Consider the following 23,595-nt stretch of genomic DNA (forward strand, 5'->3'; position numbering starts at 1 on the left):
ATCGGCCCGATCAGCTGGCAGGACGAGTTCAACTCCCCGGCCGGTACGCCCGTCGACCAGAACAAGTGGCGGTTCGACATCGGCGTCCTGCCCGAGCGGCGCGCGGCCGACATAAGGCGAAACTAGTTGCGCCTGCTCCACTGCTGGTTGGCGCCGCCGTGGCAGGCCCAGAGGTGAAGCTGTGTCCCATTGGCCGTGCCGGAGCCGACCGCGTCGAGGCACAGCCCCGACTGGGCGCCGGTGATGGTGCCGTTGGAGTTCAGGTTCCACTGCTGGTTGGCCTGCCCGTTGCAGTCCCAGATGATCACCGCGGTGCCGTTGCTGCTTCCCGCTCCGCTGGCGTCCAGGCACTTGTTGCCGTACACGGTCAGGGTGCGGTTGGCGGTGTAGGTCCACCGCTGGTTGGTGCCACCGTGACAGTCCCACAGCTGCGCACGAGCACCGTTGGTCGTGCTCGAGTTGGGGATGTCGATGCACCGGTTGGCCGGGCTGCTCGCGATAAGCACGTTCTGCTGGCCGGGCGGCGGGATCGACGGCGGGGGAGTGGTGGGTGGCACGGTGGACCCGAACTGGGCGAAGAAGTTCCACACCTCCTGCTTGACCCAGCTCCGCGCGCCGCTCTCGCAGCCGGCGCACCCGTCCACCGGGCCTTGCTGGTGCCCGCCGTCGAACGCGGCCCAGAGCACCGGGTATCCGGGTTGGCAGCCCGAGTACGCGGTGGTGATGTGGGTGCGGCTGCCCGACGCTGGTTCGGGCGGGTTCTGCGCGGTGCACCCGTTGTTGCGGACGAACCTGTCGCGCAGCGACCGTCCGCTCGGGATGTTGTCGTTGATGCCGTGAATTCCCAGGTACGCCACCGGCTGGGTGCCGCCGCTGCATCCGCTGATCGCCCCCGGGGCCGCGATTGCCGCGACCGCGCGGAACACCGTCGACCGGGAACACGCCAACGAGTAGCTCATCGCGCCGCCGTAGCTGAACCCGACCGAGAAGCGTTGTGTGGTGTCGACGCAGAGCGCGGTGTCGATCGCGCGGATCATGTCGTCGGTGAAGGTCACGTCCTCACCGTTGGAGTTGCCCCAGCCGTTGTTGAGGCCCTGCGGGGCGACGAAGATCGTGGTGTTGTTCGCCTGCGAGAGCATGCCGTAGTAGGCCCACGCCGAGCCGTCGGTTCCGCCCGATGCCACCTGGGTGGCGGTACCGCCGAGCCAGTGGAACCCGAAGGCCAGCCGGTGGGCGTAGGTGTTGTTGTAGTTGTCGGGCAGCCGAAGGATGAAGCTGCGACTCTTCCCGCCGCTCTGGATGGTGTGGGTGCCGCTGGTCAGACCGGGCGCCTTGCCGCAGCCGGCGGTGGTGGCTGCCGCCGCCGGTGCGACAGTCGTGAGGACGTACGTTCCGACGGCGATCAGGACCATGACCGCCATGGCTGCCGCCACCCAGGGGGTGGACAGTTTGCGACGTGGCACAGTTGCGCCTCCTTGTGCGTGGACGAGTATCCGTTGGGTCGGGCCTGCCTGCGGGAATGTCCCCTGGCTCAGCTCCGGCTCCACCGTTGGTTTGCCGCACCGGTGCAGTCCGAGATCTGGACGCGCGTGCCGTTTGCCGTGCCGTTGCCGACGATGTCCAGGCACCGGCCCGAGCCCACTCCGGTGATCGATCCGTCGGAGTTGACCCGCCACTTCTGGTTGGACTGACCGTTGCAGTCCCAAATGATCACCGACGTGCCGTTGGCGGTGCCGGCGCCGTTGACGTCGAGGCACTTGCCGCCGAAGACACGCAGTTCCTGGGCGGAGGTCGAGGTCCAGCTCTGGTTGCTCTGGCCGTGGCAGTCCCAGATGATCGCCGCTGCGCCGTTGGTCTGCGAGGCCCCGTTGACGTCGAGGCACCGTCCGGAGGACGTGCTGCGCAGGGCCGACGTGCCGCTCGGCGGCGGGGTGGTCGGCGGCGGGGTCGTGGGTGGGGTGGTCGGGTCGGTGCCGCCGAACTGGGTGAAGAACCGCCACACCTCGCCCTTGGTCCAGGTCCTCGCCCCGCTGTCCCCTCCGCCGTCCACCGGGCCGGGGGTGTGCCCGCCGTCGAAGGCGGCCCAGACCACCGGGTAGCCGGACCGGCATCCGGAGTAGGTGGTGGTGATGTGGGTCAGGCTGCCTGCCCTCGGCTCCGGCGGGTTCTGTGCGGTGCACCCGTTGTTGCGGACGAACGTGTCACGCAGGGACCGTCCGGCAGAGATGTTGAGCACCGAGTCCCCGAGGCCGTGGATCCCCATGTACGCGACCGGCTGGGTGCCGCCGCTGCACCCGCTGAGCTGACCACCGGAGTAGACCGCGACGGCGCGGAAGACACCCGGTCGGGAACAGGCAAGCGAGTAGCTCATGCCCCCGCCGTAACTGAAACCGAGCGCGAAGCGCTGGGTGGTCTCGACACACAGATCGGCTTCGATCAGGCTGATCATGTTGTCGACGAAGGTGACGTCCTGGCCGCCGGGGTTGGCCCAGCCGTTCCCGTTGCCCTGGGGAGCGACGAAGATCGTGCTGTTGTTCGCCTGTTGCCGCAGCCCGTAGTAGGACCAGGCCGCCCCGTCGGACCCGCCGCCGTCGACGTCGTTGGCGGTGCCGCCGTTCCAGTGGAACCCGAAGATGAGCCGGTAGGGGTGGTTCCTGTCGTAGTTGTCGGGGATCCTCAGGATGAAGCTGCGGTTCTGGCCGTTGCTCTGGATGGTCCGCTGGCCGCTGGTCAGGGTTGGCGCCTTGCCGCACCCGGCGGTCGCTGCTGCCGCCCCGACGTCCGCGGCCGACGCGGTGGTGCTCAAGCCGCCGGCCAGTGCCGCTGCGCTCACGGTCATGACGACGGCCGCCGCCGTCGCAAGAAGACCAAGGATGGGTCTACGTCCTGTCATGAAGGGGCTCCCGCTACTCGGAAGAACTGATTGAAAGGGGCGTCCATCGCGACCAACGCACCGCCGTGGCACCGCAGGTCCTGCCCGCCGACCACGTTCGCGACGGATGAGCCCCGGAAGACGTGATGGGCGCACGGTGCCCGGCCAGCTCATCGACACAGGTCCCGGCGCTGGTCTCGCCGCCCGCGCAGGACCAGTCGTTCGTCGAACCGATGGTGGCCACACCGTGCGCCCGAACACTGTGCGACCGTTCGACCGACGGTGCCGAAACACCCGGCTCGGCGTCGAATCGATTCGCCCCGACGCTAGATCGCGCAGTGAAAGATGTCAATGCTGTGTCCGGCGGGTTGCGCGTCGGTGGGCGCCGGCAGACGGTCAGGCCAGCCAGTGACCGTCACGCATCAGGTCACGACCGGCGATCTCGTTCTCCTCCCGCCACGCCTGTATCCGGCGAGGCGTGACCCGGAAGTACGCGTAGCGGGTCGCGCCGACCCGCGCGTCCCACAGCTTCGCGGCGAACGCGTCGGCCAGGTCGCGCGGCACGGTTTCACGGGAGAAACTCTCGACGGTGCCGTCGATGAGCACCACGTCGCGAGTCGTGCCGACCGACATCCGTACCCGTCCAAACGATCGCAGATTGCGGGCGGTCGGGCTGGACTCGGCCGTGGCCAGGATGACGGCCGTGCCGTCCCAGAGGAAGGAGAGGGGCACCAGGTAGGGGTTGCCGTCCCGGTCCGCGGAGGCGACCCAGGCATCCAGGTCGCGGTCGAGGCGGGCGAGCGTGTCCTGCTTACGGTGCGTCAGGTTGCGCGGTGGTTCCGATTTCACGTCGTGACTCCTCCGAACACCTGACGGCCTAAGGTCTTCCGCTGCGCTCGGCGAGGTCCTTCAGCTTGAGCAGCTGTCGCCGAGCCATGATCAGGTCGCCGACGGACAGCGCGGGCGCGGCCCACCGGGTCGTCCGCATGACGACCTTGAGTAGCAGGCGTGTCGTGTCGTGCTCCTGGGGGACGAGCACGTAGGACATGAAGGCGCCCATGATGGTGCTCGTCAGGTGTCTGCCGGGGTCGACCGAGACGATCCGGCCCAACTGTCGCCCGCCAGCGGTGGTGAATGCCTCTCCGACCTGGGGCTCGGGTAGGCCCTCCAGGTGTCGAGGTGAGCGGCGGCCGCGGTTGTCGATCCAGTCGTACGAGTACGGGGCGAGCCGCACCTGGGCCACCCACGGCCAGACCGCTGCGGCGGGTGCGTCGACCCGCACCCCGCGCCATGCCTGCAAGGTGGGTGCGACGACGAAGTCGTCGCACGGATACGCCCGCAGCGTCTCGCTGGTGGTCACACCCCATCGGTCACCGATCACGCACCCATCGTGGCCATGACCACGAGCATGGGTCAATCGACCCGCTGGGCCAGCACCTGCCCCGGCCAGGATCCGACCAGGAAGGTTTCGGTGCGAGTGAACCCTTGGTGCTCGTAGTACGCGACCAACTCGCCACCGCCGCCCGCCCAGCAGTCGACCCGGAGCAACCGCACGCCGGCTCGCCGGGTTTCCTGCACCGCGTGCGCCAACAGCGCCGAGCCGAGTTTCTGGCCGGCGAACCGTCGGTCGGAGACCAGGAGGCGGACGAACCGCTCGGGCTCGTCGGCGGGCGCGATCGGGGCCCGCGGGTCGGGCCCGGAGTCCAACACCAGGGCTGCGGCGGGCGTTCCGTCCACTTCCGCGATGTACGGGATGTTCTCGGTCAGGTACCGGTCGACCTGTTCGACCCTCTCGGGTTTCTCCGAGAACGGCCTCGTGCCCCACTGCTCGGTGTTGCCGCGGTCATTCATCCAGACCACCGCGGAGTCGAGCATGTCCAGGACGGCGGGCGCGTCAGCCGGGCCACCCCGTCGGATCCGTACGCCGGCGGTGGTGGTGTCGTTCATGGCGGAATCGTAGTCCGGAGGGTGGCAGAGTCACGACCGAGGGCGTTCTCCGTCCCGGGTCGCGCCATCCGGCCCGGAAGCTCCGGAGCCCAAAGTCCGAGTCATCGCCGCCAGTAGGCGTTCGAGCGTTCTGCGGTCGTTGCTCGTGAGGTCCCGGAGGATGGCCGCCTCGTTGGCCAGGTGTTCCTCGATGAGTCGGTCGGTCAGCGTCACGCCGGCCGGAGTCAGGCCGACCACCCTGCCGCGCGCGTCGGCTGTGGAGACCGAGCGTGACACGAGGCCGCGGGTGATCAGTCGATCCACCCGCTTGGTCACCGCTCCGGTGGTGACGAGCATGCGTTGGCTGAGCTGGCCTGCCGTGAGCGTGTAGGGCTCACCCTCGCGGCGCAGCGCCGCGAGCACGTCGAAGTCACCGTTGCCGAGGTCCGCCGCCGCGAACGGCGGTCGCAGGGCCACATCGAGTACGGCGGCCAACTGTTGGATACGACCGATGACCAGCAGCGGGGTGGGGTCGAGGTCTGGGCGCTCGCGACGCCACTGGCCAACGATGTCGGCGATCCGGTCGTCATCCACTGTTGCATCTTAGCTTCCGAAGAAGATAACTTGTCTTCCATGGAAGATAAGTCGACAGGTGCATCGATTCCGGTGGTCACGGCGTACGTGGATCCCTCCTGCCCGTTCGCCTGGATCACCTCCCGCTGGCTCATGGAGGTCGCGAAGATGCGGCCGCTCGCCCTGCGGTTCGAGGTGATGAGCCTCGCGGTGATCAACGAGCATCGCGACCTGGAGCCCTGGTACCGCGAATTCAACGACCGGGCGTGGGGGCCGGCGCGGGTGTGCGTGGCGGCCGCCGCGCAACACGGCTCCGCCGCCCTCGCACGGCTCTACCCGGCGCTCGGCCGCCGGATCCACGACGCCGGCGACAAGAACTTCGACACCGTCGTCCCGCTGGCCCTGGCCGAGGCCGGCCTCCCCACCGACCTGGCCGACGCCGCTCACCGCAGCGACCTCGACCCGCAGATGCGGGCGAGCACCGCCCGTGCGCAACAACTGGTGGGCGAGGACCTCGGCACCCCGACGGTCGTCGTCGACGACGTGGCCTTCTTCGGCCCCGTACTGACCTCGGTACTCCGTGGGGAGGAGGCCGTCCGCGTCTTCGACGGTGCCCGCCTGCTCGCCGGCTGCCGAGCCTTCTCCGAGCTCAAACGCGCGCGGTCCGACAGTCTCACCTTCGCCTAGCTCCACCAGGGACACCGGGGGAGCCGGTCGCCCCCTGACCCAGGCCAGTCGATCTTTGGTTACCGCGTGTTCGGTATCGCGTCGACTCGAATCGATAGTCTGCGGCAGCCGCCACCGACGGCGGTTCGTGCGGAGGGAAGACGATGCGCAGGACAACGAACTGGTCGGCCCGCGCGCTGGGCGCACTCGCGAGCGTGCTCGCGCTCGCGGCGGCCCTGCTGCCGGCAACCCCGGCGACTGCCGCGAGCGTGACCTTCAGGGCGGCGACGCTGAACATCTACTACGGGTTGAGTCAGGCCGACTTCGTACACGATCTGAACCTGATCGCGTCCAAGGCTGACGTCATCGGTCTCAACGAGGTCGGAAACCGCAAGGCGTACCTGGAGAACTGGGCCGCCGACAACGGCTGGTGGTTGTACGCGCCGGGCGGCACCAACCAGGCCGGCGAGGCACTGATCGCCAAGAAGAGCATGTTCGACGTACTCGACAAGGGTTCGATCTTCGTCTGTGACACCAACGGTCCCGGCGAGGTGCCGCCCGCGCGCTACAACAACTGGGTCAAGTACCGGCACAAGGCCAGTGGCCGCACCGTCACCCACATCAACGCCCACGCGGTGGCCAGCATCGAAACCGCCGGCCAGCCGCAGGACCTACCCCGCACCAGGTGCGCCGAGGCGCAGTTCCAGGGCCTCAAGGATCTAGCGGTGGACAAGCAGGCCGAGGGTCAGGTCATCGTGAGCGGTGACCTCAACGTCGACTTCAGCGCCGACCGGAGCTACGGGTACGCGAAGTTCCCGTGGAAGGTCTTCGAAGCCAACGAGCTGCCGAACCTGCGCTCCAACTACAACCTCTACGGCGAGAAGGGCACCGGAACGCACGGCAACCGGCACATCGACTACGTCTACTTCTGGAAGCGGCTGCCCGAGTACCAGGTGATGTGGATGACCGGCTACGACATCGTCGGCGGCACCAATTCCGACCACAACGGAGTCGTCGCGACGTTCTCCGTCCAGAACTGAGGCCGTCGGCCTCCGCCAGCTACGAGTCGCGGCGCTCCGGGTGCCCCCGGTGCGCCGCCCACTCGGGCGCGAGGATCGACATCACCGTGGCGTCGACCCAGTCGTCACCGTCGCGCAGGACCTGCCGCAGCACGCCTTCGACGACGAAGCCGACCTTCTCGTACACCCGCCGGGCGCGGGGGTTGAAGGCGAACACCTCAAGCGAGATGCGGTGCAGGTCGAGGCTCTCGAAGCCGTAGCCGACGACCAGGCGTACCGCCTCGGTGCCCAGGCCACGGTCGCGGCCGGCGGCGGCGAGCAGGGTGCGGAAGTTGCAGCTCCGGTTGTCGGGGTCCCAGTCGTTGAGGACCACCTCGCCGACGCAGGCCCCGGTGGCGCGGTCCACGACCGCCAGGTCGAGTCGGTCGGTCTGGGCGTTGCGGCTGCCGTACCAGGACCGCATCCGTTCCTCGTCGGGAGCGTCGTCGATTGGGCTGCCGGTCAGCCGGGCCACCTCGGCGTCGGCCACCACCGCCCGGAAGGTGTCCAGGTCGTCGTCGACGAAGGGGCGCAGGATCACCCGCTCGCCGGTGAGGGTGGGCTTGGTCGAGAAGTCGGGGGTCGCCTGTTCGCTGGGCATCGACTGATCCTGGACGTGGCACCCGATGCGGGCAACCCGGTTTCCGGATGTCGGCCGGCGGCGTCGAGGGTCAGGACGATGACGCGCCGGCCACGAGCGCCCGAGCCGTGTCCGTCCACCAGTAGAGGACTTCCCGCCCCGACCGGCGTTTGTGCAGCAGGCCGGCCTCCGTCAGGACGCGCAGGTGGCCACCGACCGTGCCGAGCGGCAGTCCGGTCGCGGCGACCACGCCCGTGGTGCTGACCGGCTCGGCCGCCTGCGCCAGCACTCTGCTCCGTGCGTTCCCGAGCAGGCTGCGGAGAGGATCCGGTGTGGCCGGAGGCGACTCGGTGAAGATTCCCGTCACCGGATAGACGATCCCGAAGCGGTCGGGCAACCTCCAGGAGATCCAGCCTCCCCGGCAGTGGGCAGCGAAGAAGGTCAGCGTCCCGCCCCGTACGTCGGACGGTGGGTAAGGCCGCTCCTCGACCTGTAACCGGCCGTCGCCGAGCCAGCGCATGCCCGGCCGCATGTCGTTGAGCACCCCGGACCACCCGTCCCTGCTCAGGCGGGAGATCCGGGACACGACGTCGGCACGCAGCACCGACTGCCGGCGTGGCCAGTCGGCCTCGATCGTGTGACGCCATACCCAGCGCAACAGGTCGGCCGTCCGGCTCGCCAACCCGGTAGCGCGTAGGTCCGGGGCCAGCGGGGCACGAACATGGGCCAGATCCGCGCGGATCCGGTCGTCCGGCAGCGACTCCAGTTCCATGAGTTCGTCGTCAAGCGTCATGTCCGGGTGGGCCGGAGGCACCGTCAGGAAGTCGGCCATCCAGGAAGACGACATCGCGTGCGCCACGATGGCTGCGGTCACCGGGTCGCCGTCGAGATAGCCCTGGAAGGCGTCGACGTGCCGGTCCCTCCAAGCCCGATGCCATGGAAGCGGTTGACCTCGGCGCAGCATGTTGAGCGCCGCCAACGTCTCGGTCAGCTGCGACGTGCCGAAACGTGCCTGCGCCATCACTTCGGCGTCGACCAGGAATACCGCCATGTTTCGTCCCCAGTCGAAACTCTAGGGAGGCGTCGCGGGATGTCGCAAGCTCCGGGCCATGCACAGCGACACTCGACCGGTCGACCCGACGACTGTGAGCGCGCGGAACTTCAGGGCTCTGTGGGCCGGTGCCGCGGTCACCAACCTGGCTGACGGCATCGTCAAACTGACCTTGCCTCTGGTGGCCGTCTCGATGACGGACTCCCCGGCGCTGGTTGCCGGTGCCACCCTGGCCAACACCCTGCCCTGGTTGTTGTTCTCACTGCCCGCCGGCGCGCTCGCCGACCGGGTGGACCGCCGACGCCTCATCATGACGATGGCCGCAGCGCGCGCCCTGGTCCTCGCCGTGCTCGTGGGTGCCATCGTCGTGAGCACTCTGCCGCTGGCCGGCCTGTACGTGGGGGCGCTGCTCCTCGGCGCCGCCGAGGTGTTCGCCGACACGACCCGGATGTCGGTCGTGCCGATGGTCGTACCCCGCAGCCGCATGGAGTCCGCGTTCGCGACGTTGACCGCCACCGAGACTGCGGCAAACGAGTTCGTCGGGCCCCCTCTGGGTGGGCTGCTGGCCGCCGCGGGACTGGCCGTCGCGCTCGGCGCCGGCGGAGTCGGCTACGTGGGCGCGCTGCTCGCCCTGGCAGTCATGACCGGTCACTACCGCGGCACCGGCTACCCGGGGCCGGCGACGAACGCCTGGGGACTCCGCGCCGACATCTGGGAGGGAATCCGGTACGTCTGGCAGGCAAGGATCCTGCGGACCCTGCTGCTGGTGGCCGGCGCAGCGAGTGGATGCTGGGCGGCCTGGATGGCTGTGCTCGTCGTCTACGCGATCGCACCCGGACCGATGGACCTGAACCGCGCGGAGTACGGCCTGCTGATCGGTGCTCTGGGCGTGGGCGGCGTCGTGGGCGCCGCCGCCGCGCCCGCTCTCACCCGCTGGCTGGGGCGGCGGGTCTTGCTCACCGCGTCGATGGCCAGCTTCGCCGTTCTGCTGGCGGCGCCGGCGATCACCTCGTCCCCCCGGCTGATCGCCGTGACGACAATCCTGGGCGGCGTCGGCTCCGGCGCGTGGAACGTCACCTACAGCTCGCTGCGCGCACTCGTCGTACCCGACGAGATGATGGGACGCTACAGCGGAGTCAGTCGCCTGACCAGCTGGGGATCGATGCCGCTCGGGGCCCTGGTGGCCGGCCTTACCGCAGAGCTGGCCGGCGTGCGAGCGGTCTTCTGGGGTGGAGCGGCTGTCTGCGCCCTTGCGTTCGTGGCGACGCTACGGACGGTCACGTCTCCCGAGTTTCGACAGGTGGAAGCCAGCGCACAAGAGTGACAGTGATCGATCTCTTGACACCTGTCGATGCGATCGCTGACACTTGTCCGCAACGTGACCGTAATAAGCCGTACACATCATGCCGGTAATGGCTCTAGCCGATCTGTGTTAACGCTAACACGCACGGCTTCGCTAAGGAGGCTGGGCCCGTGATGCCACGGCGCAGGAGGACGGCAATGCCGTCGGGAACATCGACCAGGCGTCTGCGGTCCCTCCTCGTGCTCTCCGCCGTGGCTGTCGTGGTGGTTGTCGACGGGCCGGCGCGGGCCGCCACGCTGCCGACCGGGGCCGTCTCGCTGGAGGCGGTCAACCAGGCCGGACGGTACGTACGCCACGTCGACTACCTCGGTCAGCTCGACCCGGTGACCTCCGGCAGTGCCAACCAGACCAAGCTCGACGCCACCTTCACCGTGGTCAACGGCCTGGCGTCGCCGGCCTGCTACTCCTTCCAGACGAAGTCCGGCTTGTTCCTGCGGCACCGCGACTACCGGCTGAGAGTCGACCCGAACACCGGCGACGCGTCGTTCCGGGCCGACGCCACATTCTGCGCGGTGGACGGCTCGGTCAGCGGTTCGGTGTCGCTCGCCGCGTACAACTATCCGACCCGGCGGATCCGGCACCGCGACTTCGCCCTCTGGCTCGACGCCTACCAGGACACAGCCGCGTTCCGGGCGGACAGCTCCTTCCGCCTCGTCGCGCCCTGGGTGCCCAAGACCACCAAGGGCCCGGTGATCCCGGGCCTCTTCGCCGACCCGCACATCGCCGTGTTCAACGGCCGCTACTACCTGTACCCGACCACCGACGGTTACGCGAGCTGGGCCGGCACCTACTACAAGGCGTTCTCCTCCACCGATCTGGTCAACTGGACCGACCACGGCGTGATCCTCGACCACGGACCGGACGTGTCCTGGGCGGACAACTCGGCCTGGGCACCGGCGGTGGCCAGCGCCAACGGCCGCTACTACCTGTACTTCAGCGGTGGCGCGGCCAGCGGCAACACGGCCAAACAGCTCGGCGTGGCGGTGGCCGACAGCCCCGCCGGGCCGTTCCGGGACGCGCTGGGCCGACCGCTCGTGCGCAGTGACCAGTTCTCCGGCGGGCAGACGATCGATCCCATGGTGTTCACCGACGACGACGGGCAGTCCTACCTGTACTGGGGGCAGGGTGTCGCGCGAGCCGTGCGGTTGAACGCCGACATGGTCTCCTTCGACGCGGCGCAGGCGCGGGTCGTCACCCCGTCCGGCTACAACGAGGCGCCGTTCGTGTTCAAGCGCAACGGTCTCTACTACTTCATGTGGTCCGAGAACGACACGCGCAGCGAGGACTACCGGGTCGCCTACGCCACCGGCTCCTCACCCCTCGGGCCGTGGACCAGACGCGGCGTGGTGCTGCAGAAGCGCCTCGACGTGGGCATCAAGGGCACCGGCCACCACTCCGTGGTGCGGGCGCCCGGCAGCGACACCTGGTACATCGCGTACCACCGGTTCGCCGTGCCGGCCGGCAACGGCACCAACCGCGAGACCGCCATCGACCGGATGGAGTTCAACACCGACGGCACCATCCGTCCGGTCGTACCGGCCCTGTAGCTGACTGGTAACCCCTGCGCTAAGGAGAGAGACACATGTCGAGAGTCCTCGCCCGGCTCTGCGCGGTCATGGTCGCCGCCTGTCTGCTGTTCACCACCTGGTCGGCGGCGACACCGAAGGAGGCGGCCGCGCTGGACCCGACCGTCGGCTACCTGATGGCGCACTTCACCGGCGAGTCGTCGACCGACCAGCAGATCTACCTTGCCCACAGCACCGACGGCCTGCGCTGGACGGACCTCAACAACGGCGGGCTCGTCCTGCGTTCCACGATCGGCACCCGCGGTGTGCGCGACCCCGCCCTGGTCCGCTCGCCGAGCGGCGACAGGTACTGGATCATCGCCACCGACCTGTGCATCGGCTGCGGCCAGGACTGGTCGGCCGCGATCAACAACGGCAGCCGCAACCTCGTCGTGTGGGAGTCCACCGATCTGGTCACCTGGTCGGCGCCGTGGCTGCTGAACGTCGCCGGCGCGATCCCGGACGGACGCAACGCCTGGGCGCCGGAGGCGATCTGGAACCCCGCCACCAACGACTACGTCCTGTACTGGGCGACGAACGTCCCGCTCAACGGGGCGACCAAGCACCGCATCTACTACGCGCGGACGACGAACTTCCGTAGCGTCACCACGCCACAGGTCTACATCAACCGGCCGGGAAACCAGGAGATCATCGACACCCAGATCGTCGAGGTGCCGACCGGCGTCGGCGCCTACCGGTACGTCCGGGCCTCCCGTGACGGCCAGATCGCCCTCGAAGGCAGCAACTCGATCCTCGGCACCTGGACCAGCCTCGGCAACCTCTCCGGCATCGGGTTGACCGGCGCGCAGGTCGAGGGCCCGATGTGGATGAAGATGAACACCCGCAACGAGTGGGTCCTCTACCTCGACCAGTACTCCAGCGGACGCGGCTACCTGCCGGTCGTGACCACCGACCCGTCGAGCCCGGGTAGCTACCGGCTGCCGGCGTCCGGCTCGTACGCGATGGGCGGCACCAAGAAGCGACACGGAACGATCCTCAACCTGACCGCCGCCGAACAGAGCCGAGTACTCGCCCGCTGGCCCGCCACCGCGGTCAACCGGATCCAGTCGTACAACTTCCAGGACCGGTACGTGCGGCACTACGACTACGACGTCCGCATCGACCCGAATGTCAGCCCGGCCCAGGACGGCCAGTGGCGGCTGGTGCCCGGCCTCGTCGGCTCCGGCACGGTCTCCATCCAATCGGTCAACTACCCGGGCTACTACCTGCGCCACTACGGGTACGACTTCCGACTGGAAGCCAACGACGGCACGTCCACCTTCGCCGCGGACGCCACGTTCCGGCAGGTCGCCGGTCTTGCCAACTCCTCGTGGACGTCGTTCCAGTCGTACAGCCACCCGGACCGCTACCTCCGGCACTACGCCTACCTGCTGCGGCTCGACCCGGTCCCCGATGCGCAGAGCCGGGCCGACGCCACCTTCCGCGTGACCAGCTGACGCTGGCCCCTGAACAAGGAGTTTCGACTGTGGCACTGCATCGACGGGTGATCGCCGCCCTGGTGGCCGCGCTGACGGCGATGGTAGGGGTCGTCGTCGTCGCGTCGACGCCGGCCACCGCCGCCACCAACCAGTACCGCGGGATGAACTGGGCCGTGCTTGGTGACAACTTCACGACCGGACCACTCGTCGTGCAGGGCCTGAGCGCGTCCGACAGCAACGCGACGGTGCGGGCCAAGGCCAACGCACTGTACGACGACATGGCCTCCACCATGGGAGTCAACACAGTTCGGTTGCCCATCAACACGCACACGGTGGGGACCGCCTGGTGGGAGGCGTACCGAGGTGCCATCGACGCCGCCACCGCCCGCGGGTTCAAGGTCATCCTCGCCTACTGGGAGGACGGCGCGGCCTCCGGCGGCAGGATCACGAACCTCGCCGCGTGGAACGCGATGTGGTCCACGGTGACAAACGCGTACGGCGCGAACACCAATGTCTACTTCGAGCCGATGAACGAGCCACACGGCTACAGCTCGGCGGAGTGGCGCACGGTGGCGGCGAACTGGCTCAGCTACCACTACTCGGCCGTCCCCGGTCGGGTGCTGATCGGCGGCACCGGCTTCAGCCAGGACCTGCGCGACATCTGCAACGACAGCCGTTTCAACTCGACGCTGCTGTCCTTCCACTACTACGCCTTCTTTTACAGCGCGATGACCTACGACGCCTTCCGCAGCCACATCCAGACCCGCCTCGGCACCTGCGCCTCCCGCGCGGTCGCGACCGAGTTCGGCGCGCCGATGAACGACGGCCGCAACTACGCCGACGCGGGCAGCACCGACAACTTCGTGCGCTACATCCGTGCCATGGCCCAGGTCATGCGGGACAACCAGATGGGCGGCACCTACTGGCCCGCCCTCGGCGGCAAGACCGGCAGCATCGGCTACGACTGGTACTCGATGTTCGCCCTCACCGGCAGCGGCACCGACCTCGACCTGACGGTCCGCAACACCTCCGGCGCGGACCGGATCCGGTACGCGTGGGGCGACACCGTCGGCGGTGGGCCGACGACGCCGCCACCGTCGACGGGATCGTTCTACCGGATCGACGTGCGGCACAGCGGTAAGGCCATGGACGTCCAGCAGCCGAACACCGACAACGGCGCACGTGTCGGCCAGTACACGTACGGTGGCAGTGCGTGGCAGCAGTGGCAGTTCCAGGACGCCGGCAGCGGCTACTGGCGCATCATCAGCCGGCACAGCGGAAAGTGCCTCGACGTGGTGGGCGCGTCGACCGCCGACGGTGCCGAACTCGTCCAGTACACCTGTGGCACCGGCACGAACCAACAGTTCCAGATGGTCACCAACGGCGGCTACTTCCAGCTTCGGGCACGGCACAGCAACAAGTGCGTCGACGTGCCGGCCCTGTCGACCGTGGACGGGGTGGTCCTCAAGCAGTACACGTGCAACACAGGCGCCAACCAGCAGTGGTCCCGCACCGTCGTCTGACGGGTCGACCGGGGCCCGTTGTGCTACCTCACTCGGACGGAACAACCTGTCACGCAGCTTCCTGCGGCTGTTCGCCGCCGCCCGGCCCCCGCAGAATCTGGGTATGCCAGGTGACACCACCGGCGATGACAGCCACCGGAAGGGGGAGCGAGATGCGGAACCTCAGCGGCGGGAACTCCACGGGTTGGGACTGACCGGCGCGGCCGTCCTCACCCCGCCTCGGTGAGATCGTCGAGTAACCCGCGTTGCCGCGCGAGCGCCCCGGCCTGGAAGCGGCTCTCCGCACCCAGGTCATGCATGATCTCCGCGATGTGCCGCCGACAGGTGCGCACCGAGATGCTCAACTTACGAGCGATGAACTCGTCCTTCCGGCCGGCCGCCAGCAGGTGCAGCAGTGCCCGTTTCAGGTCGTCGCCGGCCACTCCGTAACCGCCGTTCGGCGTGGTCTCGTCCTCGAAGGGCAGGGCCGAGGCCCACACCTGCTCCAGCGAGCGGTACAGGTAGTCGACCACGGAAGGCTCCCGCAGGACGACCGCACCGCTCGCGAGCATGTTCGGAATGACCGCAATCTCTCGGTCGAAGATGATGATCCGGTCGGTGATCTCTTCTCGGGTACGCACGTCGCAGCCCGCGTCGACGAGCTCCATGAGGAAAGGGCGCATGCGCGGATGGACACGCACCGGATGTTGGTGGACCGTTCGTATTCGAATCCCGCGGGCCAACATCTCGAGGTCCGTTGGCAGGGATTCCTCGATGGCGCCGTCCGATAGCACCCCCGGATGGGCGCTGAAGACCTCGACCGAGCACCGTCTGGCGATCCCGGCGAGGGTGGCGCGTACCCGGTCCACCTCGTCGATGATGTCGATGGCCTCCCGCCGATTGCGGACCTGGCGGGTGTTGAAGTAGATCGGGTTGAAGGCCAGCAGGGTCGCCTCGAGCGCCTCCATCCGGCGCTGGCGCTGACGTACCTCGAACTCCAGCGGGGCCACGAGTTCCGCGACTGCTGCGTCGGGGCTGTTCGCCACCAACACGTCCGGCTCTTCGGGCGCGTGCCGCAGCAGCCGCAGCGCCAGCAGCGAGACCAGGGCCTCGGCCAGCTCCTCGGAGGACTGGCCAAGGGCGGTTGTGGCGTCCTCCAACTCCCCACTGGATACCTGACCCCGTTGCAGAATCCATTGGTAGAGATTGGCCGCTTCAACAGTGATTGCGCCCTCTGGCCGGTTTCCCTGTCGGTGGTCCTCAGCCTTCACCGGGTCACCTCACCACCCCGACAGCTCAACATATTGAAATGCCCGAAAGTTATCAGCCGCCGTGCGGTGATGCAAGATCCGATCGACCACTGCAATTCCACTCATCTGCCGATGGCGGGACTCGTTCGGGGAAATTTCTCCCGCCCTGGACGGGGAGTGGTCACCTTCTTTCGGCGCCCTTCGAGGGAATCGCCGCGGATAAAAGGACGTCCGGATGACTCCAGCCCCTGAACCCCAGTCGGACCGCAGCGAGGTCCTCCGGGGCGCGGCCGCTCTCTACCTCGACCTGCACGCCCATCCCGAACTGTCGGGAGCGGAGGCACGGACGGCAGGCATGTTCGCCGATCGGCTACGCCGCGCCGGCTATCGAGTCTCCACCGATCTGGGGGGCCACGGTGTGGTGGGGGTTCTGCGGAACGGCGTCGGCCCGACAGTCCTCCGCGCCGAACTCGACGCGCTGCCGGTCAGGGAGGAGACCGGCCTGCCGTACGCGAGTGGGGAGGTGGCCGCCGGTCCCGCCGGCCGGGAGGTGCCGGTGATGCACGCCTGCGGGCACGACCTGCACCTCGCCTGCCTGGCCGGGGCCGCCGACGTGCTGGCCGCCGAGCGGGAGCGGTGGAGTGGAACAGTCGCCATCGTCGGGCAACCCGCCGAGGAGACCCTTCAGGGAGCCCGCGCCATGCTTGCGGCGGGCCTGTACGACCTGACCGGCCGACCCGATGTCGTCCTCGCTCAGCACAGCGCGCCCTTTCCGGCGGGGATGCTGGCGTTCGGCACCGGACCGGTGATGGCCGGCAGCGTCTCCCTCGAGATCACGGTCCACGGTCGAGGTGGTCACGCGGCGACACCGCAGCTCGCCATCAACCCCGTGGTCATCGCCGCGGCCGTCGTGCTCCGCCTCCAGACGGTGGTGGCCCGGGAGGTGGATCCGGCTGAGCAGGCCGTGCTCACCGTCGGCTCGCTGCGCGCGGGCGAGACGGGCAACGTCATCCCGGCCGACGCCGTCATCGGGTTGACCATTCGCGCGTTCGCCGCCGCCACCCTGGACCGGGTGGTCACCGCGGTGACCAGGATAGTCGAGGCCGAGTGTTCGGCATCCGGAGTGGACCGGCAACCCGACATCCGCACCGTCTCCTCCTCGCCGGTGAACCTGCCGGATGCCGACGCCACGGCTGTCGTACGCGCGGCGCACCAGGCCGCCTTCGGCGCTTCGCGGATCGCGTCCTGGCCACGTGCGATGGCGACCGAGGACTTCCCGCTCTTCGGCGATGCGGGCAGCGGTGTGCACGGCCGTTCCGGCATACCGACGGTCTACTGGATGCTGGGCGTGGCGAGCCCTCGTCAATGGTCGACGGCGGCGACGGTCCCGGTGCCCGCCAACCACTCTCCCGCGTTCGCCCCGCACGTGCCGCTGGCGCTGCCGACCGGCATCTCGGCGATGACGCACGCCGCACTCGCCCACCTGCGACGGTGACCGCGCACGGCGGCCCGGCCGACCGCCCGCCACCAGCGGCGATTCGTGTGCCCGGGGCGGTCATGACATTCGCGGGAAAGCTGCCATGCAGCTTCTTACCGCCGGTCGTTCCTTGACCCTCCTATTGCCCCGTCAACAAACTTGTCGAGAGCAGCGCGGAGCGAAAGCGCCAACCCCGGAGGAGGGGTGCTTGGTCTGAGTGGTCCCGCAATTGTCATCGGTTCGAGTGGGAGGAGAAATGGTGTGTCTCTGATGAGCAGGACGACGCGATGACGAGTCTCGTGAATGGTGAAACTGCGGGCGCGGCCCCATTTCGGCGCATGGGTTTCCAAATCCTCGGCACACTGAACCTGACCAACGGGCGCGACGTCGCCGTGCTCCCGCCATCCAAGCCGACCACGCTGCTGGCGGCCCTGCTGCTGCGCCCCAACGCGGTGGTGTCGGTCAACTCGCTGCTCGGCGCGATCTGGGGTGAGCAACAGCCGGCGTCGGCCAAGGCCGCGCTGCAGACATGCGTTCTCCGCCTGCGTCGACTCTTCGCCAAGCACGACATCGCCGGCACTGTGATCGAGTCCGTGCCGGGCGGCTACCGCATCGTCGCGGACGCCGGGACGCTCGACCTGCTGCGGTTCCGCCACCTGGTGGGCCGGGCCGAGAACGAGACGAGTCCCGAGTCCGAGTTGCACCTCCTGACGGAGGGCCTGGGGCTGTGGCGCGGCGCGTTGCTGGCGAACGTTCCGTCCGACGCGCTCTGCCGCGACGAGGCGCCGCGGCTGACCGAGGAGTGGCTGCGGGCGTCCGAACGCGCACACGACCTCAAGTTGCTGCTCGGCCGCTGCCGGGAGGTGCTGCCCGACCTGTGGCGAGCCGCCCGCTCGCACCCGGGGCACGAGCGCTTTGCGGAGCAGCTCATCGAGGCGCTGTACCGCACCGGCCGGCAGACCGAGGCGCTTGTCGAGTACCGCAACGTCAAGCAGTACCTGCTCGACGAGTTGGGCCTGGACCCGGGAGCGTCGCTGCAACGGCTGGAGGCCGCGATCCTGCGCGGCGCCGAGTTGCCGTCGCCCGGCGCGACGATCGATGCCCCGGTCACCGCCGGTGGCACGGCCCGCACAGAGGAGCCGCCGCCACCGATGGCGACGAGCGACTTCACCGGGCGGGCGGCGGATGTCGCGCTGCTCACCGGGTGGCTCGGCGACGGTCGGCCGGGCCCGCGGACGGTCGTGCTGACCGGCGCGCCGGGCATCGGCAAGACAGCTTTGGCGCTGCACGTCGCCGACCGGCTCCGGGCCCGGTCGGTGGCAGGCCACGCCACGCTCCGGATGCGCCGGCCCGACGGTACGGCCCGGACGCCCGTGGAGCTGACCGCCGAGTTGGTCCGGCTGCAGGTCGCCCGGGCGGCGGACCCGGCCCTGCTCATTCTGGACGACGTGCTCGACGCCGAGCAGATCCGCGGGGTCCTGTCGCTCGACGGTGGGCACTCCGTGCTCATCACCAGCCGGATGAGCCTCACCGGGCTGGTGGCGACACACGGCGGCCGGGTGCATCGGCTCGACCCGTTCACCGACGACGAGGCCGTCGAACTCCTCTCGGTCCTGCTCGGACCGGACCGGACCGCAGCCGAACCCGGCGCGGTGCACCAGTTGGCGGCGCTCTGCGGCAACTTCCCGTTGGCCCTACGGATCATGGCGGCGCGACTGCAGGTGCGCCCACGTACCCGGATCGCCGACTGTGTCACCTGGCTGCGGGGCGACCGCTTCGCCCGGATGTCCCTCATCGACGATCCGCGCATGTCGATCACCGGGACCTTCGGTGCCTGGCTCGACGAACTCGATCCCCGGCTCAGCGACGCGCTCGTCCGGATCGCCAGGTGTTCGTACCCCGAGCCGATGACCCTCGCCGACCTCGCCGGCGTCCTCGACCGGCCGGCGACCGCCACCGGTCAGATCCTCGACCTGCTCGCCGACGCCGGCGCGCTTGAGGGCGGCTCCGGCACCTACACGATGCACGAACTGGTCCGGGCGTTCGCCGTCGACGGCTACGGCGAACGCAGCACCGCGCTCGCGGCGTGACTGCCGGCCCCACCTTCGCCCCGACGGCGCCTGCCGTCACCCACAAGAAACAGAGGTGCTTCCGCCATGGCCGCAGCGACCTTCGACGACATCGCCCAGACCCGGCCGCGCATCCGCCGGGACGTTCTCTACACCCGGACGCCGGACGGCGTCCTGTTCCACAACTCCCTCGGCGGTTTCCAGCTGAGCGGCCGGAGCGCGTACCGGCTGGCGACCCTGGTCGTCCCCTACCTCACCGGCGACCACCGGGTCGCGGACCTCGGCGCGGCGCTCGGCGCGGAGCAGCGGGCCATGGTCGCCAATCTGGTCGGGACGCTGTACGAGCGTGGCTTCGCCCGCGACGTGCCGATGTCCACCCGGGCCACCGACGAGGCGCAATCCGCTGTCGACGTTCGGTTCGCGCCGCAGATCGCGTACGTGGATCACTACGCCGACGGCGCGGATGCCCGGTTCATGAACTTCCGCGATGCCCGGGTGGCGGTCTTGGGCGACGACCTGGTGGCACGCTGGTGCGTCCTGAGTCTGGTGCGCAACGGGTCCGCCGGCATCGGCGTCATGCCGAGCCTGGACCACCCCGACAACCGGTTCGCCGAGGTGCGGGCCGAGGCGCGGGTGCTCACCGACGAGGGTTGCCCGGTCGACATCGAAGCCGTCCCGGCCGCTGGTCCCCGCTACACCTGGGACGAGCTCGCGGCGTACGACGTCGTCGTCGTGACCGGCGGGTCCGCCGGCGCCCGACAGACGCTCGACCTGCTGAGCGAGCAGGTGCCGGCCGGGCGTCACCTGCTCACCGCGTGGACGTTCGGCAGGCGCGCGGTGATCGGCCCGCACATGACGGCCGGCAGCACCGGCTGCTGGCTGTGCGCCGCGCTGCGCCTCGCCGCCAACGGCGATCCGGCCGCCGCCGCGGACCTGTGGCAGGGCGTGTCCCTCGCCACGGCCCGCCGGGACGCTGCCGCCGTCGGCCGGCCGCTCGCCGCGATGATCGGGAACCTCCTGGGGTACGAGGTGTTCCGGACCCTGACCGGCGCGCTGCCGGCGGAGACGGCCGGCAAGGTCATCATCCAGGACCTCGAGTCGCTCGACGTGGTCGCCGAACCGCTGCTGCCGCACCCGGCCTGCGAGTTCTGCTCCCGCGACGCGGTCCTCGACGAGCCGGTCACCACGGACCTCGCCATCGGCGACACCCGGATCGTCGAGGCGCAGGTCGAGGCCGAGGCGCTGCTTGCCGAACTGACCAGCCGCGAGGTCCTGATCCAGCCGCACGTCGGCGTCTTCGCGGAGTTCAGCGACGAACAGTGGACCCAGACCCCGTTGAAGGTGAGCACCCTGCGGTTCTCGCCCGGCCCCGGGCGCGCCCGGGAGGTGGCGACGTTCGACCTGCACACCCTGGCCGGCGCCCGGCTCGCAGCCCTGCGTACGGCCGCCGTCAGCTACGTGGACCACGCCGTCCCGCTGCCCGCCGGACGGGCCGCGCCGGACCGGACGGTGCCGCTCGCCGACATCGTCACGCGCAGTGGCACGGCACCGGCGGCCGGTCCGGTCGTCACGGCGACGTCGCTGCTCACGAAGGAGGAGGTCGGCGTGCCGGCCGCCGCGGTCCGGCCGTTCGGCGAGCACAACGCCCACCGGCCGGTCATCGCCACCTCGGCCGGTGCCGGGGCGGGGACTTCCCCCGCCGAGGCGGCCGCGCGGGGCCTGCTGTCGGCGCTCGCCTACACCCGGATCATCGATGCGGTCCGTGGTCACGCCGAGGTGGCCCCGGTGCGGCTGTCCGACGTCGACAACCCGGAGATCGTCTTCCTGCGGCGATCCGCGGCGAACGCCGGTGTGGGGGTCACTGTGTTGAACCTGCGCGGCGGACGGTTCGGCACCTCGCCGGTGGTGATCGCCTACGCCACCGACCCACGCACCGGCGGCGTCGTCTGGACGGTCGGAAGCGAGCTGACCTGGAACGCCGCAGTGGTGATCGCCGTGCGTGACCTGCTCGGCCGGGTGCAGCTGAGCCGGGAGCGCGACGCCGACGTCGACCCGGGGGACGACCTCGTGGCCGACTTCGACCCGGCTGTGCTCGCGGTGACCGGCGTCCCGGCCGACGTACCGGACGTCACCTGGGACGACCTGCTGGACGGGGTCCGCGACGCCGGCGGCGACGTGCTGTTGATCCGCACCACCCCGCCGGACCTGCTCGTCGGCGGCCTCCACACGGCCCGGATCGTGCTGACCGGCGGTCGCCCCCATGCGGCCTGACCTCGTGGCCTCCCCGGAGCACTGGGCGCGCGACTGCGCCGAGTTGGAGGAGCGGCTACGACGGCGACTCGGCGGTGACCGGACGGTCTCGGTCGTGCCGCTCGGCGTACGGGACGAACTGGCCGTGACCGACGGCCCGGAACCGGCGTCGGTGACCGTGCACCTGTACGGCCAGTACGCCCTCGTCGGGCCGTTCCCGGGGGACGCCGGCCACCAGGCGTGCCCCCGGTGCCTCGCCCGGCGGTGGCAGGCGGTTCGGCAGCGTTCGCTGCGCGACGCGCTGGAGCTGGGCGGCCCGACCCGGCAGGCCGGCCCGTCTCCGTTCCGGTCGGCCTTCGGCGGCGACGCCGTAGCGGCGCTTGTCGACGCGCATCGGCACCGCGCGGTCGGCCGGACGACGCCGGCCCGGGACGGGTACGCCTCGGTGTACGTGGTCGACCTCGCCGTGCTGGCGGTGCGCCGCTACCCGGTGGTTCCGGACGCCGAGTGCCCGTCCTGCGGCCGCAGCGCACCGGACACACCCGAGGCGGCGCGTCCGCCACGCGGGACCACCCGCAAGCCCGCGCCCGACTCGTTCCGGCTGCGGTCCGTCGACGACTACCCGTTCACGGTGGAGGCGTTCGCGAACCCGTTGTGTGGGCCGGTCGGACCCCTGGTCTCCTACGACCCGGTGTCACCGTCCACCTCGGCGGTCAGCGGCGGGTTCCTGCTGCGCTCGGGCAGCTACCTGCGGGAGACGTACTGGGGTGGGCACTCCGACAGTTACGCCCGCAGCGCCCGGATCGGTGTTCTGGAAGGGCTCGAACGGATCGCCGGCATGCGCGCCAAGGCCAAACGGACAGTGGTGTCGGCGTCCTACGACGACCTCGGCGACGCTGCGGTCGACCCGCGGGTCTGCGGTCTCTACTCCGATGCGTTCTACGCGGCGAACCCCCGGGTGACACCGTTCGCGCCGGATCGGCCGATTCCGTGGGTCTGGGGTCACTCGCTGCGGGACGACCGGCCGGTGCTGGTGCCGGAGATCCTGGCCTACTACCACGCGCCAGGGTTGAAGAACCGGTTCGTGCAGGAGAGTTCGAACGGCTGCGCGTCGGGCGGCAGCGCCGAGGAGGCGGCCTACCACGGGCTGATGGAGGTCGTCGAGCGCGATGCGTTCCTGCTCTCCTGGTACGGCCGGGTCACGCTGCCGGAGATCGACCCCCGGACGAGTGCCCGCGCCGAGACCCGGTGGATGGTCGACCGACTGGAGATGTGCGGATACCGGGCGCGGTTCTTCGACGCCCGGATCACCTTCGGCATCCCGGTCGTCGTTGGGGTGGCGACCCGCATCGACGGTGGCCTGGGCGCCATCTGCTTCGGAGCTGGAGCGAGCCTCGACCCGGAGACGGCGATGGCGGCGGCCCTCTGCGAGATCGCCACCGATTCGGTCAACCTGCGCAGCCGCACCGAGCGGGAGGAGGCGCGGTACCGGACGATGGTCGTCGACTTCGCCAACGTCCAGGCGTTGCACGACCATCCGCTCGTGTACGGCCTGCCCGAGATGGCCGAGCACGCGGCGTTCTTCGTGGCCCCTCGGGAGAGCCGGGCCATGGCCGAGGTCTACCCGGCCGCCGGCCGCGCCGAACTGCTCTCCGACGACCTCGCCGTGGACCTGCGGCGCTGCGTGGCCGACGTCGCCGCGCAGGGTTTCGACGTGGTGGTGGTCGACCAGACGCTGCCCGAGCAGCGGGACCTGGGCTTGCACACGGTCAGCGTGCTGGCACCGGGGCTCCTGCCGATCGACTTCGGCTGGGCCCGACAGCGGGCGCCGTACCTGCCGCGTATGCGCGCCGCACTGGCCGCCGCCGGCCTGCGGGACCACGACCTGGAGGTCGCGGACCTGCATCTCGTCCCGCATCCGTTCCCGTGAGAGCGCAAGCCACCACGCGAGGAG

19 protein-coding genes are annotated in these 23,595 nt (G+C 69.8%); 10 read left to right on the forward strand and 9 right to left on the reverse strand.

What is annotated here, in order from left to right; all coding sequences use genetic code 11:
- Positions 1 to 122: 122 nt before the first annotated feature.
- From ACWER9_RS12615 to ACWER9_RS12640, 6 genes are all read right to left on the reverse strand, one after another.
- On the reverse strand, positions 123 to 1,463 hold the full coding sequence (locus ACWER9_RS12615; protein ID WP_452301942.1) for a ricin-type beta-trefoil lectin domain protein: 1,341 nt from the start codon (positions 1,461 to 1,463) through the stop codon (positions 123 to 125).
- A 68-nt stretch (positions 1,464 to 1,531) separates the two neighbouring features.
- Positions 1,532 to 2,893: a ricin-type beta-trefoil lectin domain protein gene (locus ACWER9_RS12620; protein ID WP_452301943.1), complete on the reverse strand. Its 1,362-nt coding sequence runs from the start codon at positions 2,891 to 2,893 to the stop codon at positions 1,532 to 1,534.
- A gap of 375 nt (positions 2,894 to 3,268) precedes the next feature.
- Complete coding sequence (locus ACWER9_RS12625; RefSeq protein WP_452301944.1) at positions 3,269 to 3,721, reverse strand: pyridoxamine 5'-phosphate oxidase family protein; 453 nt, start codon at positions 3,719 to 3,721, stop codon at positions 3,269 to 3,271.
- A gap of 28 nt (positions 3,722 to 3,749) precedes the next feature.
- Positions 3,750 to 4,253: a polyketide cyclase gene (locus ACWER9_RS12630; protein WP_452301945.1), complete on the reverse strand. Its 504-nt coding sequence runs from the start codon at positions 4,251 to 4,253 to the stop codon at positions 3,750 to 3,752.
- Between the two features lie 32 nt (positions 4,254 to 4,285).
- Positions 4,286 to 4,819: a GNAT family N-acetyltransferase gene (locus ACWER9_RS12635; RefSeq protein WP_452301946.1), complete on the reverse strand. Its 534-nt coding sequence runs from the start codon at positions 4,817 to 4,819 to the stop codon at positions 4,286 to 4,288.
- Positions 4,820 to 4,849: 30 nt separating this feature from the next.
- A complete protein-coding gene (locus tag ACWER9_RS12640; protein ID WP_452301947.1) occupies positions 4,850 to 5,392 on the reverse strand; it encodes a MarR family winged helix-turn-helix transcriptional regulator in 543 nt (180 codons plus the stop codon).
- 39 nt (positions 5,393 to 5,431) lie between these two features.
- Between ACWER9_RS12640 and ACWER9_RS12645 the strand changes: the two genes are divergently transcribed.
- Both ACWER9_RS12645 and ACWER9_RS12650 read left to right on the forward strand, forming a co-directional pair.
- Positions 5,432 to 6,058, forward strand: coding sequence for a mycothiol-dependent nitroreductase Rv2466c family protein (locus tag ACWER9_RS12645; RefSeq protein ID WP_452301948.1), 627 nt, complete (start codon positions 5,432 to 5,434; stop codon positions 6,056 to 6,058).
- A gap of 143 nt (positions 6,059 to 6,201) precedes the next feature.
- A complete protein-coding gene (locus tag ACWER9_RS12650; RefSeq protein WP_452301949.1) occupies positions 6,202 to 7,077 on the forward strand; it encodes an endonuclease/exonuclease/phosphatase family protein in 876 nt (291 codons plus the stop codon).
- Positions 7,078 to 7,096: 19 nt separating this feature from the next.
- Here ACWER9_RS12650 and ACWER9_RS12655 read toward each other — a convergent pair whose 3' ends face one another.
- Both ACWER9_RS12655 and ACWER9_RS12660 read right to left on the reverse strand, forming a co-directional pair.
- Entirely contained in the window at positions 7,097 to 7,696 is a 600-nt protein-coding gene (locus tag ACWER9_RS12655) for a GNAT family N-acetyltransferase (RefSeq protein WP_452301950.1), read from the reverse strand.
- A gap of 70 nt (positions 7,697 to 7,766) precedes the next feature.
- Positions 7,767 to 8,726 carry an ArsR/SmtB family transcription factor gene (locus ACWER9_RS12660; protein WP_452301951.1) on the reverse strand — a complete coding sequence of 320 codons (960 nt, stop codon included), beginning with the start codon at positions 8,724 to 8,726 and terminating at the stop codon, positions 7,767 to 7,769.
- 58 nt (positions 8,727 to 8,784) lie between these two features.
- Between ACWER9_RS12660 and ACWER9_RS12665 the strand changes: the two genes are divergently transcribed.
- From ACWER9_RS12665 to ACWER9_RS12680, 4 genes are all read left to right on the forward strand, one after another.
- Positions 8,785 to 10,050, forward strand: coding sequence for an MFS transporter (locus ACWER9_RS12665; protein WP_452301952.1), 1,266 nt, complete (start codon positions 8,785 to 8,787; stop codon positions 10,048 to 10,050).
- A 176-nt stretch (positions 10,051 to 10,226) separates the two neighbouring features.
- On the forward strand, positions 10,227 to 11,636 hold the full coding sequence (locus ACWER9_RS12670) for a family 43 glycosylhydrolase (RefSeq protein WP_452301953.1): 1,410 nt from the start codon (positions 10,227 to 10,229) through the stop codon (positions 11,634 to 11,636).
- A 35-nt stretch (positions 11,637 to 11,671) separates the two neighbouring features.
- Positions 11,672 to 13,111 carry a glycoside hydrolase family 43 protein gene (locus ACWER9_RS12675; protein ID WP_452301954.1) on the forward strand — a complete coding sequence of 480 codons (1,440 nt, stop codon included), beginning with the start codon at positions 11,672 to 11,674 and terminating at the stop codon, positions 13,109 to 13,111.
- A 29-nt stretch (positions 13,112 to 13,140) separates the two neighbouring features.
- A complete protein-coding gene (locus tag ACWER9_RS12680) occupies positions 13,141 to 14,616 on the forward strand; it encodes an RICIN domain-containing protein (protein ID WP_452301955.1) in 1,476 nt (491 codons plus the stop codon).
- A gap of 209 nt (positions 14,617 to 14,825) precedes the next feature.
- Here the strand turns inward: ACWER9_RS12680 and ACWER9_RS12685 are convergent, their stop codons facing one another.
- A complete protein-coding gene (locus ACWER9_RS12685) occupies positions 14,826 to 15,866 on the reverse strand; it encodes a LuxR C-terminal-related transcriptional regulator (protein WP_452301956.1) in 1,041 nt (346 codons plus the stop codon).
- A 214-nt stretch (positions 15,867 to 16,080) separates the two neighbouring features.
- Here ACWER9_RS12685 and ACWER9_RS12690 point away from each other — a divergent pair, with 214 nt between their 5' ends.
- The 4 genes from ACWER9_RS12690 (at position 16,081) to ACWER9_RS12705 (ending at position 23,571) form a co-directional block, all read left to right on the forward strand.
- Positions 16,081 to 17,340, forward strand: coding sequence for an amidohydrolase (locus tag ACWER9_RS12690; protein ID WP_452301957.1), 1,260 nt, complete (start codon positions 16,081 to 16,083; stop codon positions 17,338 to 17,340).
- Between the two features lie 320 nt (positions 17,341 to 17,660).
- The gene (locus ACWER9_RS12695; protein WP_452301958.1) at positions 17,661 to 19,412 is read left to right on the forward strand and encodes a BTAD domain-containing putative transcriptional regulator; all 1,752 of its coding nucleotides are present in this window, start codon (positions 17,661 to 17,663) and stop codon (positions 19,410 to 19,412) included.
- Between the two features lie 66 nt (positions 19,413 to 19,478).
- The gene (locus ACWER9_RS12700) at positions 19,479 to 21,662 is read left to right on the forward strand and encodes a TOMM precursor leader peptide-binding protein (protein WP_452301959.1); all 2,184 of its coding nucleotides are present in this window, start codon (positions 19,479 to 19,481) and stop codon (positions 21,660 to 21,662) included.
- A complete protein-coding gene (locus ACWER9_RS12705; RefSeq protein ID WP_452301960.1) occupies positions 21,652 to 23,571 on the forward strand; it encodes a TOMM precursor leader peptide-binding protein in 1,920 nt (639 codons plus the stop codon). Before ACWER9_RS12700 ends, ACWER9_RS12705 begins: the two co-directional genes overlap by 11 nt.
- Positions 23,572 to 23,595: the final 24 nt, after the last annotated feature.

It is taken from the genome of Micromonospora sp. NPDC003944 (assembly GCF_053605225.1).